The organism is Paraburkholderia sp. CNPSo 3272 (genome assembly GCF_024206495.1).
Taxonomy (GTDB): domain Bacteria; phylum Pseudomonadota; class Gammaproteobacteria; order Burkholderiales; family Burkholderiaceae; genus Paraburkholderia.
On record NZ_JAMBPQ010000017.1, the window covers coordinates 134,150 to 148,037 of the forward strand.

The 13,888-nt window shown below is 66.8% G+C and carries 12 protein-coding genes and 1 pseudogene; 7 read left to right on the forward strand and 6 right to left on the reverse strand.

Annotation, left to right across the window (positions count from 1 at the left end):
- Positions 1-19: 19 nt before the first annotated feature.
- Complete coding sequence (locus M3I53_RS21435) at positions 20-964, forward strand: ABC transporter substrate-binding protein (protein ID WP_254317848.1); 945 nt, start codon at positions 20-22, stop codon at positions 962-964.
- A gap of 43 nt (positions 965-1,007) precedes the next feature.
- On the opposite strand, the gene M3I53_RS21440 is transcribed toward M3I53_RS21435, so the two are convergent.
- From M3I53_RS21440 to M3I53_RS21455, 4 genes are all read right to left on the reverse strand, one after another.
- Entirely contained in the window at positions 1,008-1,979 is a 972-nt protein-coding gene (locus tag M3I53_RS21440) for a sulfonate ABC transporter substrate-binding protein (protein WP_254317849.1), read from the reverse strand.
- A gap of 151 nt (positions 1,980-2,130) precedes the next feature.
- Positions 2,131-3,741 carry an EAL domain-containing protein gene (locus M3I53_RS21445; protein ID WP_254317850.1) on the reverse strand — a complete coding sequence of 537 codons (1,611 nt, stop codon included), beginning with the start codon at positions 3,739-3,741 and terminating at the stop codon, positions 2,131-2,133.
- Between the two features lie 194 nt (positions 3,742-3,935).
- Positions 3,936-4,979: a transporter gene (locus tag M3I53_RS21450; protein WP_254317865.1), complete on the reverse strand. Its 1,044-nt coding sequence runs from the start codon at positions 4,977-4,979 to the stop codon at positions 3,936-3,938.
- Between the two features lie 102 nt (positions 4,980-5,081).
- On the reverse strand, positions 5,082-6,335 hold the full coding sequence (locus tag M3I53_RS21455; protein WP_254317851.1) for a DUF1479 domain-containing protein: 1,254 nt from the start codon (positions 6,333-6,335) through the stop codon (positions 5,082-5,084).
- Between the two features lie 188 nt (positions 6,336-6,523).
- On the opposite strand from M3I53_RS21455, the gene M3I53_RS21460 reads away from it, so the two are divergent.
- A complete protein-coding gene (locus tag M3I53_RS21460; RefSeq protein WP_254317852.1) occupies positions 6,524-6,952 on the forward strand; it encodes a MarR family winged helix-turn-helix transcriptional regulator in 429 nt (142 codons plus the stop codon).
- The gene (locus tag M3I53_RS21465) at positions 6,949-8,352 is read left to right on the forward strand and encodes a DHA2 family efflux MFS transporter permease subunit (RefSeq protein ID WP_254317853.1); all 1,404 of its coding nucleotides are present in this window, start codon (positions 6,949-6,951) and stop codon (positions 8,350-8,352) included. The genes M3I53_RS21460 and M3I53_RS21465 overlap by 4 nt, the downstream gene beginning before the upstream one ends.
- A gap of 8 nt (positions 8,353-8,360) precedes the next feature.
- Here M3I53_RS21465 and M3I53_RS21470 read toward each other — a convergent pair whose 3' ends face one another.
- Positions 8,361-9,464 (reverse strand): PHB depolymerase family esterase, encoded by a 1,104-nt coding sequence (locus tag M3I53_RS21470; protein ID WP_254317854.1) that lies wholly within the window; start codon positions 9,462-9,464, stop codon positions 8,361-8,363.
- A gap of 270 nt (positions 9,465-9,734) precedes the next feature.
- Between M3I53_RS21470 and M3I53_RS21475 the strand changes: the two genes are divergently transcribed.
- The 4 genes from M3I53_RS21475 to M3I53_RS21490 all read left to right on the forward strand — a co-directional run bounded on the left by M3I53_RS21475 (position 9,735) and on the right by M3I53_RS21490 (position 13,511).
- On the forward strand, positions 9,735-10,307 hold the full coding sequence (locus M3I53_RS21475) for a chromate transporter (protein WP_254317855.1): 573 nt from the start codon (positions 9,735-9,737) through the stop codon (positions 10,305-10,307).
- Positions 10,304-10,873 carry a chromate transporter gene (locus M3I53_RS21480; RefSeq protein WP_254317856.1) on the forward strand — a complete coding sequence of 190 codons (570 nt, stop codon included), beginning with the start codon at positions 10,304-10,306 and terminating at the stop codon, positions 10,871-10,873. Before M3I53_RS21475 ends, M3I53_RS21480 begins: the two co-directional genes overlap by 4 nt.
- A gap of 130 nt (positions 10,874-11,003) precedes the next feature.
- Entirely contained in the window at positions 11,004-11,336 is a 333-nt protein-coding gene (locus tag M3I53_RS21485; protein WP_254317857.1) for a DUF4148 domain-containing protein, read from the forward strand.
- Between the two features lie 315 nt (positions 11,337-11,651).
- Positions 11,652-13,511 (forward strand): trypsin-like peptidase domain-containing protein, encoded by a 1,860-nt coding sequence (locus M3I53_RS21490; RefSeq protein ID WP_254317858.1) that lies wholly within the window; start codon positions 11,652-11,654, stop codon positions 13,509-13,511.
- Positions 13,512-13,688: 177 nt separating this feature from the next.
- On the opposite strand, the pseudogene M3I53_RS21495 reads toward M3I53_RS21490, so the two are convergent.
- Positions 13,689-13,888: pseudogene (locus M3I53_RS21495) on the reverse strand (IS110 family transposase); the annotation flags it as partial.

Genomic DNA, 13,888 nt, shown 5'->3' on the forward strand with positions numbered 1-13,888 from the left:
CCCCTCAGGAGACAACCTCATGTTCAAGAAAAAAGTCGTTCTCGCCGCTGCCGCCCTCACGTTCGGTTTCGCACTGCAAGGCGCGCATGCCGCCGACAAGCAGCTCAAGTCGATCGGCATCACCGTGGGTTCGCTCGGCAACCCCTACTTCGTGACGATCGTTCAGGGTGCGGAAGCGAAGGCCAAACAGATCAACCCGAATGCCAAGGTCACGGCCGTTTCCGCCGACTACGACCTCAACAAGCAGTTCACGCAGATCGACAACTTCATTTCGGCTCACGTCGACATGATTCTCCTGAACGCGACCGATCCAAAGGCGATCTTGCCGGCGGTGAAGAAGGCGCAGGCGGCTGGCATCGTGGTGATGGCCGTGGACGTGGCCGCCGCGGGCGCCGACGCCACCGTGCAGACCGACAACGTGAAGGCCGGCGCGATTTCGTGCGAATACCTCGCGAAGAAGATCAACAACACCGGCAACGTGATCATCCAGAACGGGCCGCAGGTCTCGGCCGTGATCGACCGCGTGAACGGCTGCAAGCAGGTGCTCGCCAAGACGCCCGGCATCAAGATCCTCTCCGACGATCAGGACGCCAAGGGCTCGCGCGAAGGCGGCATGAACGTGATGCAGGGCTACCTGACGCGCTTTCCGAAGATCGCCGGCGTGTTCGCCATCAACGATCCGCAAGCCATCGGCAGCGACCTTGCCGCGAAGCAGCTGCATCGCAGCAACATCGTGATTACGTCAGTGGACGGCGCGCCCGATATCGAAACGGCGCTCAAGAGCGATACGCTGGTGCAGGCTTCGGCCAGCCAGGACCCGTGGAAGATGGCGCAAACGGCCGTGCAGGTGGGCTACGACATCATGAACGGCAAGAAGCCTGCCAATCCGATGATCGAAATGACGCCGCAGCTCGTCACGCGCGACAACGTGGGCAGCTACAAGGGCTGGTCGTCGCAGCACTAAGCCCTGGCGTTGCATGAGCACGGGATCGCCCGTGCTCATGCAGTCAAGCAAGCACGGCGTCCTTCGTCACCACGCGGCGCGGAATGATTTTCAGGTCGTAGAACGTGTCCGCGATCTTCTGCTGCTGCGCGATCACGGCGGCGTCGATAGGCCGGTACTCATGCGCGTAGTGCGTGAGGCCGGTCTGGATCGTCGCCGCATCGAGGCCCAGGATCGGTGAGAGTTTCGCGGCCGCTGCCGCCGTGTTGGCGCGCACCCATTGCCCCGTCTTGCCGAGTTCGTCCAGCGCGATCGCCAGCGCGTCCTTGCGGTTTTGCGCGAATTCGCGCTGGCTCAGGAAGAACTGATGATGGCTCGCCACGCCGCTGGCGTCGGCAAGCAGGCGTGCGCCGTCCTGCGATTCCACGGCCGCGAGGAACGGGTCCCAGATCGCCCACGCATCGATGGCGCCGCTTTGCAGCGCCGCGCGCGCGTCGGCGGGCGGCAGATACACCGGCTGCACGTCGCCGATCGAAAGGCCGTGCTTCTGCAGCAGCGCAACGAGAAACCAGTGCACGTCCGAGCCGCGATTCAGGCCGATCTTCCTGCCCTTCAGTCCTGCCACGTCATGGATCGGCGAGTTTTTCGCCACCACCACGCCTTCCGCGTGCGGCGTGGGCAACTCATACGCCGTGTAGACGAAGTCCGCACCCGCCGCCTGGGCAAACACGGGCGGTGCCTCGCCCACGTAGCCGAAGTCGATCGCGCCCACGTTCAGGCCTTCGAGCAATTGCGGGCCGGCCGGGAATTCGGTCCACGACACCTTGATGCCGAGCGGCGCGAGGCGCGTTTCGAGCGTGCCGTTGGCCTTGAGCAGCACGAGCGTACTCGCGGCCTTCTGGTAGCCGATGCGGAACTGGTCGGGCTGATATTTGGCGAGCGCCGTTGCGGGCAGCGCCGCGCCGGCAAGCGTCGCGCCCAGCGTGGCGAGGAAGTGGCGGCGGCCATAGGGCCGGGGCGGCGTGGGGCGAGTCATGTTCAGCGCTTCCGTGTTGGCGTGGGGCATGCGCCCACAGGCGCAGCCATCGAAGCGATGATGCTACCCGGCCGCACGCGTTCGCAGAACCGATGTTTGGCGCTAAGCAAATCACGCCGGCGGGAATACGCGGGCGTGTTTCGCGCACGCGCTATGTGCCGGCCGTCATGTGCGGATTGGGCGACATATGCGCCCCGTTCGCGCGATACCAGCGCACGAACGCCTCCGAGGGCATGGGTCTCGCGTAGAAAAAGCCCTGGATATAGGTGACGCCGCGCGCGCACAGATAGTCGCGCTGCACCTGCGTTTCCACCCCCTCGGCGACGAGCCGCGCGCCAAGGCTATGCGCGAGATCGATAATGGCGTCGAGCACGGCCGCCTTGCTGCCTTGGGCATCGATGGTCAGCACGAAGCCGCGATCGATCTTCAGGATATCGAACGGAAATTTCTCGAGATACGAGAGCGAGCAATATCCCATCCCGAAGTCGTCGATGGCGACCCTCACGCCCTCGCGCCGCAAGGTCACCAGATTGCTGCGCGCCTGCTCGGTATTGCGCACCAGCGTACGCTCGGTGATCTCCAGCGTGATCGTCGCGCCGTGCGGCGCCACGGCCGTGCGCAGCGCCTGCACGTCGCTCACGAGCTGTACGCCCGACAGATGCTCGGGCGCGAAGTTGACACCGAGGTGAAAGCCCGGCGCGACCTCCCATGTGGCGACGTCGCGCTCGATGAGCTTCAGCAGATGCTGCGTGAGCGGCACGATCACGTGCTCTTCTTCGGCTACCTGAATGAACTCGTCCGGACGGATCGCGCCCGTGCCTGGCCGCACCCAGCGCAGCAACGCCTCCACGCCCTCGCAGCGCCCCGTTTCGACGCCGTAGAGCGGCTGATATTCGACATGGAATTCGTTCGCGCGTATGGCTCGCAGCAGTTGTTCGCGGCGCGACTGCCCGCTTTGCTGCAAGCGGCTCACGAGCCAGACGAGCCACGCGGAGAGGGCAGCCGCCCACGGCATGTAGCGCAGCAACAAGGCGCGCCAGTTTTCCAGAATGCGCTCGGGCCGCCCGTAGATCTTCAGATCGATCGTGGCGCCCGCCATGCGCTTTTGCACCTCGACCAGCAACGGCGCGCCGCGCACGTTCACGAGCGCCATGGCTTCGCGCAGCACGGTGCCCTCGCCCACCCTCAGCTCGGCCTGGCGAAACACCGCGAGCGGCGCCGCGCCATGCAGCAGATCCAGCAGGTACTGCACGTCCACCACGGCCACGACCGCGCGCCCCGCTTCACCCGCCACGCCCACCAGCAGCGAGGGGCGGTTGCGCACCATCGGCGTGTCCTCGACGATCAGGAGCCATTCGTCCTGCGAGGCCGGCACGCTGCCTGTGAGCCAGCCTCCATTGGGAACCGCCTGTTGCGAGTACGCGGACGAGCAGTCGACGCGGCCTTCGTAAAGGATATTGAGCGTGCGCACATAGGGCACGGTGGCGGCCTTGCGCGTGAGATCCCGCGAGAGCGTGTCGCACGCTTCGTTGGCACGCGGCGCGAACGAGCGCGCCGCGCTCTGCGCCGTCTCGACGATCGCGACCACCTGCCCGACGATAAACGTGGAAGCGAGGCTCGCCTCGCGCTGCGCAATGCGTTCGGCCTCGTAACGCCCGAGCACCACACACAGCAGGATCGGAATCAGCGCCACGACCAGCAGCACGAGCAAACGCCAGACTCGCGAGCGGACCGCGCCGGGGTTGGGCGAGACTTCGGGCAAGGCGTCCTCCGCACCAGGACCGTCATGGGGACGGCTACGGTATGACGCCAACATACACCAACGTGCTCGCCGCGCACGCGCGCGGTGCCCGGCGCACGCCAATGTCAGCTAACGTGAGCGCCGATCATGCCCGGACGCGTGAGGCCGTCGGTTGTATCGCGCGCGCCGGCAGTCCTGCGGCTGCCCCGCAAGCCTCAGGTGTCGCCGCGCCGGCGGAACACCCACCAGCCCAGCAGCGCCGTGAAGGTCGCGACCAGCACCACCATGAGCCAGAAGCCATGGCGGTTTTCCGCGAGCGGAATGCCGCCCACGTTCATGCCGAAGAAGCCCGCGACGATATTGATGGGCAGCGCGAGTACGGTGACGAGCGTGAGCGTGAAGAGCGTGCGGTTGTTCTGCTCTTCGAGCCGCGCGGCAATTTCTTCCTGCAGGAGCTTGATGCGCTCGACGAGTCCGGCCATGTCGCCCAGCACGAGCGAGAACTCCTCGGTCGCCTCGCGCAGGTCCTGCATGTCGGGTGTCAGCAGCCAGCGCGGCGGGCGCGCGAGTAGACGGAAAATCGAGCCTGGCTCCGGCGCGAGCATGCGTTGCAGGCGCACCAGGATGCGCCGCATGGCCGCGAGTTCATGGCGGCTCGCGTTGCGGCGCGAGGCGAGAAACTGGTCCTCGGCGCGATCGACGTCGACGCTCGTGCGGCGCACGATCTCCACCATGAGGTCGGCCTGGTCGCGCATTAGATGGATCAGCAGCTCGGCCGGCGAGCGGAAGGTCTCGCCGTTGCGCACATAGCCGCGCAGACGGTCGATGGAGCGCAGCGGCTTCAGGCGCGCCGTGATGAGAACGCGCTCGTGCGTGTACGACCAGAGCGTCGCGATCTGCGAAGGCGTGAGTTCGAAATCGAACATCACGTCGTTGACCACGGCGAAGAGCCCGTTGTCCACGTGTTCGATACGCGTGGAGTGCGAGCCTTCCACGAGCATCTCGAAGAAGGCGTCGGGCAGATCGAGATGCGCGCGCATCCACGGTTGCGCCGCGGCGTGGGCGAGATTGAAGTGCAGCCAGTAAAACGTGTCGTCGCGCGCGGCCTGCGGCTCGCCGCTCTCGTGCGGGGGCCGCAGCGCCTCGAGTACATCGTCGCACGTGACGGGCTGGCCGGGCTGGCCGGGCGTGAAGCGAAAACCGCAAATGAGGCCCGACAGGTCGGCGCCATACGTTGCGACGGACGAAGCGAAATCCATGGTCGTCATGGCCGGTTGATCGGCGCACAGCATGCCATACGCGTGCTTTTACAGGCAAGCGCGCGAATCGATGCGCCGACACGCGCGGGTCACGTGCCCATGTTAAGCAACGCCGGGCAAGCCGAGCTGGGTGCGGCCGAGCGGCGTGAGATCGGCCACGCCCGCCCGGTCCGCCAGATCGGCCTCGATATGCTCGGCGGGAAAGTCCGGCGGGCTTCGGCCTTCGAGAAAGCTCGGCAGCTGGCGCTGTAAATAGGCGTCGTTCTTCGCGCAACCCGGCGTGGCCGGGATGTACATCACGTTGCTGTAGCCGCTGCCTCGGTGCTCGTCTTCCACTGAGTGAATCACGTCGCAGTGCCAGAACACGGTGTCGCCGGCCTGCATGTGGGGAATCGATGTCAACGCATCGATCAGCGGCGCATGCCATTCGGGGCGAATCGGCAGCCCGCGGCCCGGCTGGGCGCCGCACAGGTCGTCTTCGGCCACGTCGTCCTGCAGCGCGCGCAAGAGGACGTACGCCATGGCGTTGGCGATGGGCACGATCTGCAGCGTGCCGTCGCCGGGGCCCTGCGGTGTGAGCGCAGTCCAGCCCTGGAAAGTGCGGAACATCGAAGAGGCGATGCGCGAGGGAATCTCGCTCGCGTTCGTGCGGTACGCGCCGTCGAACGGGTCGTAGCGCCGCCAGTCGCCAGAGAAGACGTGGCGATAGACCTGGCGAAAATTCTCGTCGACCCAGCGCTCGACCGCGCCGCCGTCGCAATGCGCGGCGAGGCCGGGCGCGGCCGTTCCCGGCGGCCGGCGCCGCAGACGGTCCGCGTAGGCGGGTACGACATCAGGATCGAAATGCACGCGCCCTTCGCTCTCATGGCGCCAGAGGCGGTTCAGGAACACGCGCGCGGCCGTCAGTTCGGCGGACTCGCGTGCCTGCACCTGCGGGCGCGACCAGTAGAGCCCGTAGATCAACGGGCGGCTCGCCTGCGGCGGGAGGGCGTTGCGTTGCGCCGCGCGTTGGGCGGCACGCGCGTCGAGATCGTTGCGCGCCACGTACTCGGCAATTTCGGCGTCCCAGCGCGCGGCCTGCTCCGGCTCGAACACACGGCGGATCACACAGGCGCCGCGCGCTTTCACGAGCGCGATCGCCTCGGGGTTCACGCGCTGCGCCTGGATGTCGGCGAACGCAATCTCCGGGATCACGGCCTCGCCCGCCTCGCGCAGCCGGGCGATGTGCCGCGCTTGTTTGCCTATGGCCTGCGCGACCTCCTCGAACACTTCGCGATAGTTCGGCAGTTGCGCGCGCAACATGCGCTTGGCCTGCCGGATCGCGGCCGGGACATCGTCGATTTGAAGTGCCGCCATGCGTGTCTCCATCGGGGTTGAATGCCGTCGTTTGACGGCAAGCATACGCCTCAATGGTGCGCGTCTGGCGTTAGCCGTTTCGCATCGCTCTCTTCGCGCCCTTCAGTTTTTAACAGGTAACCTTGCAAGCCTGGCTGTTTATCTTCATGATTCGATGACGTACCCGAGCCGAATCCGCGTGAGTCGCCATGTCTGCCAAATCCCCCGAACCCGCCGTCATCGACCTCATGCAGGCGATCGGCATGCTCGTGCGGCGCACGCGCAACGAGTCTGATGCGGGATCGCTCTCGATGACCGAGTCCGTCGTCATGTCGCGGCTCGCCAACGACGGCCCCGCCACGATTGCCGCGCTCGCGCGCGCCGAAGGCATGCGGCCCCAGTCGATGGGCGCCACCGTCGCGGCGCTCGAACAAATGGCCCTCGTCACGCGTACGCCGCACGCGACCGACGGCCGTCAGTTGGTGATCGAGCTGACGCAAAAGGGCAGGCAACTACGCAGGCGCACCCGCGACGCGAAACAGCTCTGGCTCTCGCAAGCCATCGCGACCCTCGACGAAGACGAGCGCGCCACGCTTTTCAAGGCGGGCGACATCATGAGAAGGCTGGCTGAACGATGACCGGCACCCGTGAGCCCAGCGCCCCCGACAAGCGGATTCCCGCATCCGTCTGGAAGGTCGCCGTCGTCGTCTCCATCGGCTCTTTCATGGCGCAGATGGATTCGACGCTCGTGAACGTCTCGCTCTCGGCCATCGGCCATGCGCTCCACTCGCCCGTTGCCACGACGCAGTGGATCATGAGCGGCTACCTGCTGGCGATGGCGCTCGTGCTTGCGCTCAACGGCTGGCTGGTGGACCGCGTCGGTGCGAAGCGGCTCTATCTCTTCGCCTTTACGGCCTTCACGCTCGCCTCCGTGCTGTGCGGCGCGGCGCAAACCATGGGGGAACTGATCGGCGCGCGCATCGTTCAGGGTTTGGTGGCCGGGGTGCTCGCACCCATGGCGCAGATGATGATCGGACGCGTCGCGGGCAAGAACATGGAGCGCGTGATGGGCTACGCCACGCTGCCTATCCTGCTCGGGCCGATTCTCGGCCCGGTGCTCGCCGGCGCCGTGCTGGCGCGGGCCGCCTGGCCCTGGCTCTTCTTGATCAACGTGCCGGTCGGCATACTCGGCGTCACGCTGGCCGTGCTCCTGCTCGAGCCCGACGCCGGTGAACCCCACAAACGCCGCTTCGATTTCGCGGGCTTCGCTTTGATTTCGCCGGGGCTCGCCGCACTCGTCTATGGATTCCAGAGCGCCATGCACGCCGGAGGCGCGGGGATTCTGCTAGCCGGCACCGCGCTCCTCGCGGGATTCGTGTGGCACTCGCTACGCCGGCCAACGTCGGCGCTAATCGACGTACGCCTCTTTGCGGACCGAATGTTCGCGGTTCCCGCCATCACGCAGTTCTTCGCCAACGGCATCATGTATGGACGGCAGCTTGCCGTGCCGCTCTACCTGATAGCGGGCTGCGGCCTGAGCGCCGCGCACGCGGGCTGGCTGCTCGCGGCGACGGGCGCGGGCATGATGGCCTCGTTCGCCTGCATGGGGTTTCTCACCGAGCGGCTGGGCTGCCGCGCGCTCGCGGCGGGCGGCGCGCTGCTGGCGCTCGTCGCCACTCTGCCGTTCCTGTGGATGAGCGGCCATGCGCTCTTCACCGGCCTCGCGATGGCCAGCCTCTTTATCGCCGGTGTCGGTCAGGGAACCATTAGCATTCCTTCGATTTCGGCCGCGTATGCCCGCATGCCGAAAGCACGGCTTCCGGTGGCGAACACCGCGTTGAATATCGCCCAGAGAATGGGTGGCCCGGTCGCAACGACGCTAGTTTCCATCGCCGTTTCCCTGGCCGTGCCGAGTTCCTCCGCTGCCGAACCGCGGCAATTCCTGCTGGCGTTCGCGGCGCTCTGCGGCCTGCATCTACTGTGCTTCGCGGCGGCCATGCTGCTACCGGCGAGAGTGCGCCGCGCAAGCGAGGGCTAACGCCCCGCTCACACCATTTCATCTGCCGCGCTTCGGTGTTGCCGCCGGAAGAACTGCCACATCATCGCCATTGCGTCGGGGCCCCGGTCCGAATGAAACGCTTCGCGCGGATCGCCGCCGCTCCATGCGTGCCCGAGACCGCGAACCACGCACACACGCACGACGAGCCTGCCCGACTTGACATAGTCGGTGTACGCCACCGCGTCACGGCTATGGGTCCGGATCTCGCCGACGCGCAATTCGCCCTGCGCGTCGAGCAGCCGGTTGATACGCGCGAACTGCATGCCGAGCTGCACGGCGTTGCGCCTCGCCACGACCGCGTCGATTTCGCCCTGCACGATGAAGGCCGGCACACCGGGATGGGCGGCGACGTCGAGAGCGGCATCGACCAGATGCACCGGGTCTTCGCGGCTGCCGTGGCGCATGACGCTCATCGCGGTCATGGTGGAACTGGCCGCGCCGAAAACCGGGCCCGAATGCAGGCCCACGGCCGCGAAGCGCAACGGATGGCGCATCGCGAGCACGGACGCGAGACCCGCCCCCGCCGAGATGCCGGCAAGGTAGACGCGCTCGCGATCGAATCCGTGCTCGCGCGCGATGGCATCGACGAGCGAGGCAACCGCCGGCGCCTCCGACTGCGCATGATCGCCGTGCCAGTGCCAGCATCGCTGTGCGTGCGCCGTTTTCGCCTGCTCGGGAAGCAGCACGGCGAAGCCTGCGCGATCCGCCAGCCGGCAAACCCGCGTGCCCGCGGCGAACGACTCCGCCGTCTGCTTGCAGCCGTGCAGCATGACCACGAGCGGCAGGCCCGTGCCACGAGCCGCGCCCGCGGGCAAATAGAGCGCATAGGCGAGATGGTTGACGAGATGCCCGGCCCTGGGCGGCGCGGAATGATAGGAGCGGATCCATCTGCCGGCCGTACCCGCCGGCTGCGCACGCCCCACGTGCGCCTTCCCGGCGCGCTTCGCCGGTTTGGCTGCCGGCCTCGCGACCTGCGCGGCCTTGGCCGGCGCCGTTTTGCGTACGGCGACCTTTTTCTTCGGTCGCGGTGCGCTCATGCGGGTGAGCAGTTCGAGACCTTTGAACCAGACGCTGGTCTTTTTCCTGGGCATGAGCAATGGCGGCAAGGCGTTTTGTTCACGTCACGCCAGGCGGCACACGGCGGACAGCGCAGTTACAGCGATCACAGCGATCACAGCGATCACAGCGATGGAGCCGCTGCGAGTCCGACCATCATAACGGCCCCGGCGTCGTCCTGAGTTTTGCGTGACCACGCACCGCCAGGTGCACGGCGTCACGCGTGTTGCGGCGCTATAATTTCGGCCACCGCCGCACGAGACGATCGCCGAACCGTTCGGCATGACCCGCCTTCCGTCATCCCCGTGACTGCTTCCACGCCAAACGCCTCCCCGCGCCCCACGCTGTTCGGACTCTTTCTGATTTTCAGCCGCATTGGCATGACGAGCTTTGGCGGCGGTTTGAGCGGCTGGCTGTTGCGCGAATTCGTTCAGGATCGCAACTGGATCAGCGAAGAGGACTTTCTCAACGGGCTCGCCATCTCGCAGGCGCTGCCCGGTATCAACGTGAAAAACATGGCGATCTGGATCGGGCACCGGTTGCTGGGCTGGCGCGGCGCCGCCGTGGCCGTAACAGGCATCGTCGTGCCGCCCGCATGCCTGATCGTCGTGATCGGCAGCGTGGTCGGCGCGCTCATCTTCCATCCGCTCACCCAGATTCTCATCGCAGGCGCCGCCGCGGCGGCCACGGGCTTGTCGCTGTCGATGGGTGTCGTCACCGCACGGCGCGTGCGGCGGCAGGTGCTTCCGCTGCTGCTGATGGCAGCGACCTTTGTTGCGATCGGCATTCTGCGTATGTCGCTGGTGTGGGTGGTCGTGGCAGGCGGCACCGTGAGCGTGCTCTACGAATACGTGGCGATCCGCCGAAGTGCGCGATGAAGGCACGCCTGCTCGGTCAGCTAGCCGCCATTTTCGCGCCACTTTCGCTCGTGACGATCGGCGGCGGCCAGGCGATCATCGCCGAAATCCAGCGCCAGGTCGTGGACGTGCATCCGTGGATGACGCATTCGCAATTCGCCGCCGACTTCGCGATTTCGCGCATGGCGCCGGGCCCGGGCTCGCTGCTCGTCACGTTGATCGGCTGGCAGGTTGCCGGGTTCTGGGGCGCGCTCGTGGCGACCGCCGCGCTCCTGCTGCCAACCGCTATCCTCATCTACGGCGTCACGCATATCTGGGGCCGATATCAGGGCGCGGCGTGGCAATTGGCGCTCGAGCGCGGCCTGCGGCCCATCGCGGCCGGCATGATGCTCGCGGCGGGCTGGGTGCTGCTCAAGTCGCTCAACGGCGGCCTGCCCGCGAAGGCCATTGCCGTCGTGTCGCTTTGCGCGCTGCTCAGAACTCGGGTCAGTCCGCTCGTTCTGCTGTTTGGCGGTGCGCTCGCGCTCTTTGGCGTCAGCCTGATCGACGTGGGTCTGCCGCATTGGCTCCAGGTGCAGCTCACATAGAAAAACTCCCCTCGGCGACAACTCCACGGGAATAACAGCTCGCCCGCGGCAGTATACCCATTGCAGTCTCCGTTGATTCGACCGTGCTTCAGCCGGTCGCCGAACCATGCCATTTAATCAGGAGTTCGAAATGATCATCCGCCGCCCGCTTTTCGCCTTGCTCGCCGTGACCGCTTGCATCGGCGCCGCATCCACCGCATCAGCGCAGGGACTCACGCGTGCCCAGGTGCGCGAACAGTTGATCGAAGCGCAGGCCAACGGTTCGCAATTCGTGACCGATAGCTCGTATCCCGACGTGAGCCCCATCTCAGCGCAACAAGTCGCGCGTGCGAAGGCACAGCATCAACAGCAGGAACCCAGCGGCATGGGCGCACCCATGCAGGGCACGAGCGACGCCGGCGCACCCCACACGACGACATGTGTCGGGCCGGTGAGCTTCTGCAACTTGTATTCGGGTAGCTGAAATCGATCGCCGGATCCCGCTGCCCCCCGCCACCGCCGAACGCCCCGCTCGCGACGAGCGGGGCGTCTCGCGCGCCTTTCTCTGCGCCGCGCCCTCCCTTCCGTGATCGTCCTGACCAGCCGCAAAGTCGGCCAGGCGCCATGTTCGATGCGCCGCGCATCCACTGTGACGCGTGCGTGCCGATTTGCGTGCGCTACAGGACAAACCCTGCCCCCCAATTGTCTTGTGGCGTGACTACACTATGGTCGTCGGCACTCGTTTGCTATCCGCGTTCGCGTTCCGCCCGCCAGCACGATGACCACTGGGAGGTGTGCTGTGCTCCGCCTGATCTTCGCCCGCACTTCGCGCCCTGCGGCGGCGCTTGCCCTCGCGCTCGCCAGCGCTTTCTGTTACGAGGCGAACGCCGCAACGCCGCCTCCGGCCGCCGCCAAAGCGCCTGCCAACAAAGCCGCCGCCAATAAGGCGGCTAACGACAAGGCCGCTCACGACAAGGCGGCTAGCGATACGGCAGCTAGCGACAAGGCGGCTGGCGACAAGGCGGCTGGCGACAAAGCCGCTGCGCCGAAGGCCACCGCCGAGGCGACCGCGCCGGCGGCCGTGGCCGCGCCCGACTTCTTCTCGCTCGCCGAGCGCTACGGCCCGGCCGTCGTGCACGTGATCGCGCGCAGCACCGACGACCCGTCCGCGCCGCCCGAGCAGGAAGCCATCGACGATGCCGATCCTTTCTTCGCGTTCTTCCGGCGCGCGCCGAAGCCGGCATCTGACGCCGAGGCCGGCGGACCGCGCGTGATGACGGGCGCGGGCTCGGGCTTCATCGTCAGCCCCGATGGCGTCGTGCTCACCACGGCGCATATCGTCGACAACGCCGAGCAAGTGACCGTGCGGCTCACGGACAAGCGCGAGTTCAAGGCGGAGGTCGTCGCCGTCGACCCGCAAAGCGACGTTGCCGTGCTGCAGATCGAGGGCCACGATCTGCCATTCGTGAAGCTCGCCGAAACGGCGAAGGTGCACGCCGGCGAGCCGGTGCTGTCGATCGGGTCGCCGGACAGCTACCAGAACACCGTGACGACGGGCATCCTCAGCGCGACCTCGCGCACGCTGCCCGACGGCAACGCGTTCCCGTTCCTGCAGACCGACGTCGCGGTCAACCCCGACAATTCCGGCGGCCCGATCTTCAATCGCGCGGGCGAGGTGATCGGCATCGGCGTGCAGATTTATGCGGACGGCGGCCGCTACCAGGGCCTGACCTTCGCGATTCCGATCGACGCCGCCAACCAGTTCCGCGCCCAGTTGCAGGCGCGCAAGGCGGCGCCCGCCGGCAGCGCCACTGCGGCTAACGCAGCGAGTGCGGGCAGTGGCGGCACGATCCGCACGTTCGGCATGCAGGTCGAGGACGTGAGTCCCGGGCTTGCGGCGGCGCTCGGCTTGCCGCATGCGGGCGGCGCGCTCGTCGACGCCGTCGATCCTGGCTCACCCATCGGCAAAGCGGGCATCCGGACCGGCGACGTGATCGTGCAGGTCGGCAGCAAGCCTGTCGACCGGGCCGCGACGCTCGCCGCCGCGCTCGCTGCCGTGCCGCCGGCCACGCCGGCGTCGCTGAAGGTGATCCGCAACCGCCAGCCCGCGGTGGCGGGCTTCTCGAACACGGCGTTCGCGGCGAAGGCGGCGGATGCGGATGCGACTGCGGCGGCCGCGGGAGCGACGGCAGCAGCAGGGACCGCCGGGGCGACTGCGGCACAGGCAACCGAAGCCGCACAGGCGGCGGAGAAGACCGACGCGCCAGTCGCGCCCGCCGTAGCAGACCCGGTGAGCAAGGCGCCACCGTCTGACGTGCACGCCGTCAAAACGGTGATGACGGACCCGGCCGCGCAGCCCGCCGCCGCGACAGCGCAGGCCCAGCGCCATGCCGCAGACCGCCTTGGTCTGATCGCGCATGCGCTGAGCGCCGAGGAAAAGCGCTCGACCGGGTTACCGCTTGGTTTGATGGTGGAAGCCTCGACTGGACCCGCTGCGAGCGCGGGTGTGCGCGCAGGAGACGTCGTGCTGTCGCTCGATGACACGCTGGTGGAATCGCAGGAGCAAGCTGTGGCGCTTGAGGCGAAGGCGACGAAGAGCATGTCGCTGCTGATTCAGCGGAACAATGCGAGGAGCTTTGTGGCTGTGAAGGTCAGGTGATGGGCGCTGCGCGCGGTTTCTGGCTGCTTTCGGCGGTTCCTTGTGTTCGCGTCGGTATGCATGCGTTGCCCCTGTGCGGGGCGGCACCTACTTTCTTTGTCCCCCAAGGGGACTTCCTTCGGGGCGCACGGCAAAGAAAGCAACTGTATTGAAGGTCAAGGGGCAAGCCCCAAGAAATCACGCTTTGGGGGGATTCCAGGGAATGGCATCCCGCATCATGGCGTTGAGTTGGGTGAGCAGCTTGCGCATGCCGGCGATGAATGCGACCTTGGTCTTTTTGCCTCTGGCGCGTAACTGATCGCAAAACGCCTTGATCTGGGGATTGGCCCGTTGAGCTGCGACGCACGCCATGTAGAGAGCGCGCCGCACGATGTGGC

What these genes read in the sequence shown, in the direction of transcription:
- M3I53_RS21435 (WP_254317848.1), top strand. Translation starts at nt 20, where the DNA reads ATGTTCAAGAAAAAAGTCGTTCTCGCCGCTGCCGCCCTCACGTTCGGT.
- M3I53_RS21440 (WP_254317849.1), bottom strand. Translation starts at nt 1,979, where the DNA reads ATGACTCGCCCCACGCCGCCCCGGCCCTATGGCCGCCGCCACTTCCTC.
- M3I53_RS21450 (WP_254317865.1), bottom strand. Translation starts at nt 4,979, where the DNA reads ATGGATTTCGCTTCGTCCGTCGCAACGTATGGCGCCGACCTGTCGGGC.
- M3I53_RS21455 (WP_254317851.1), bottom strand. Translation starts at nt 6,335, where the DNA reads ATGGCGGCACTTCAAATCGACGATGTCCCGGCCGCGATCCGGCAGGCC.
- M3I53_RS21460 (WP_254317852.1), top strand. Translation starts at nt 6,524, where the DNA reads ATGTCTGCCAAATCCCCCGAACCCGCCGTCATCGACCTCATGCAGGCG.
- M3I53_RS21465 (WP_254317853.1), top strand. Translation starts at nt 6,949, where the DNA reads ATGACCGGCACCCGTGAGCCCAGCGCCCCCGACAAGCGGATTCCCGCA.
- M3I53_RS21470 (WP_254317854.1), bottom strand. Translation starts at nt 9,464, where the DNA reads ATGCCCAGGAAAAAGACCAGCGTCTGGTTCAAAGGTCTCGAACTGCTC.
- M3I53_RS21480 (WP_254317856.1), top strand. Translation starts at nt 10,304, where the DNA reads ATGAAGGCACGCCTGCTCGGTCAGCTAGCCGCCATTTTCGCGCCACTT.
- M3I53_RS21485 (WP_254317857.1), top strand. Translation starts at nt 11,004, where the DNA reads ATGATCATCCGCCGCCCGCTTTTCGCCTTGCTCGCCGTGACCGCTTGC.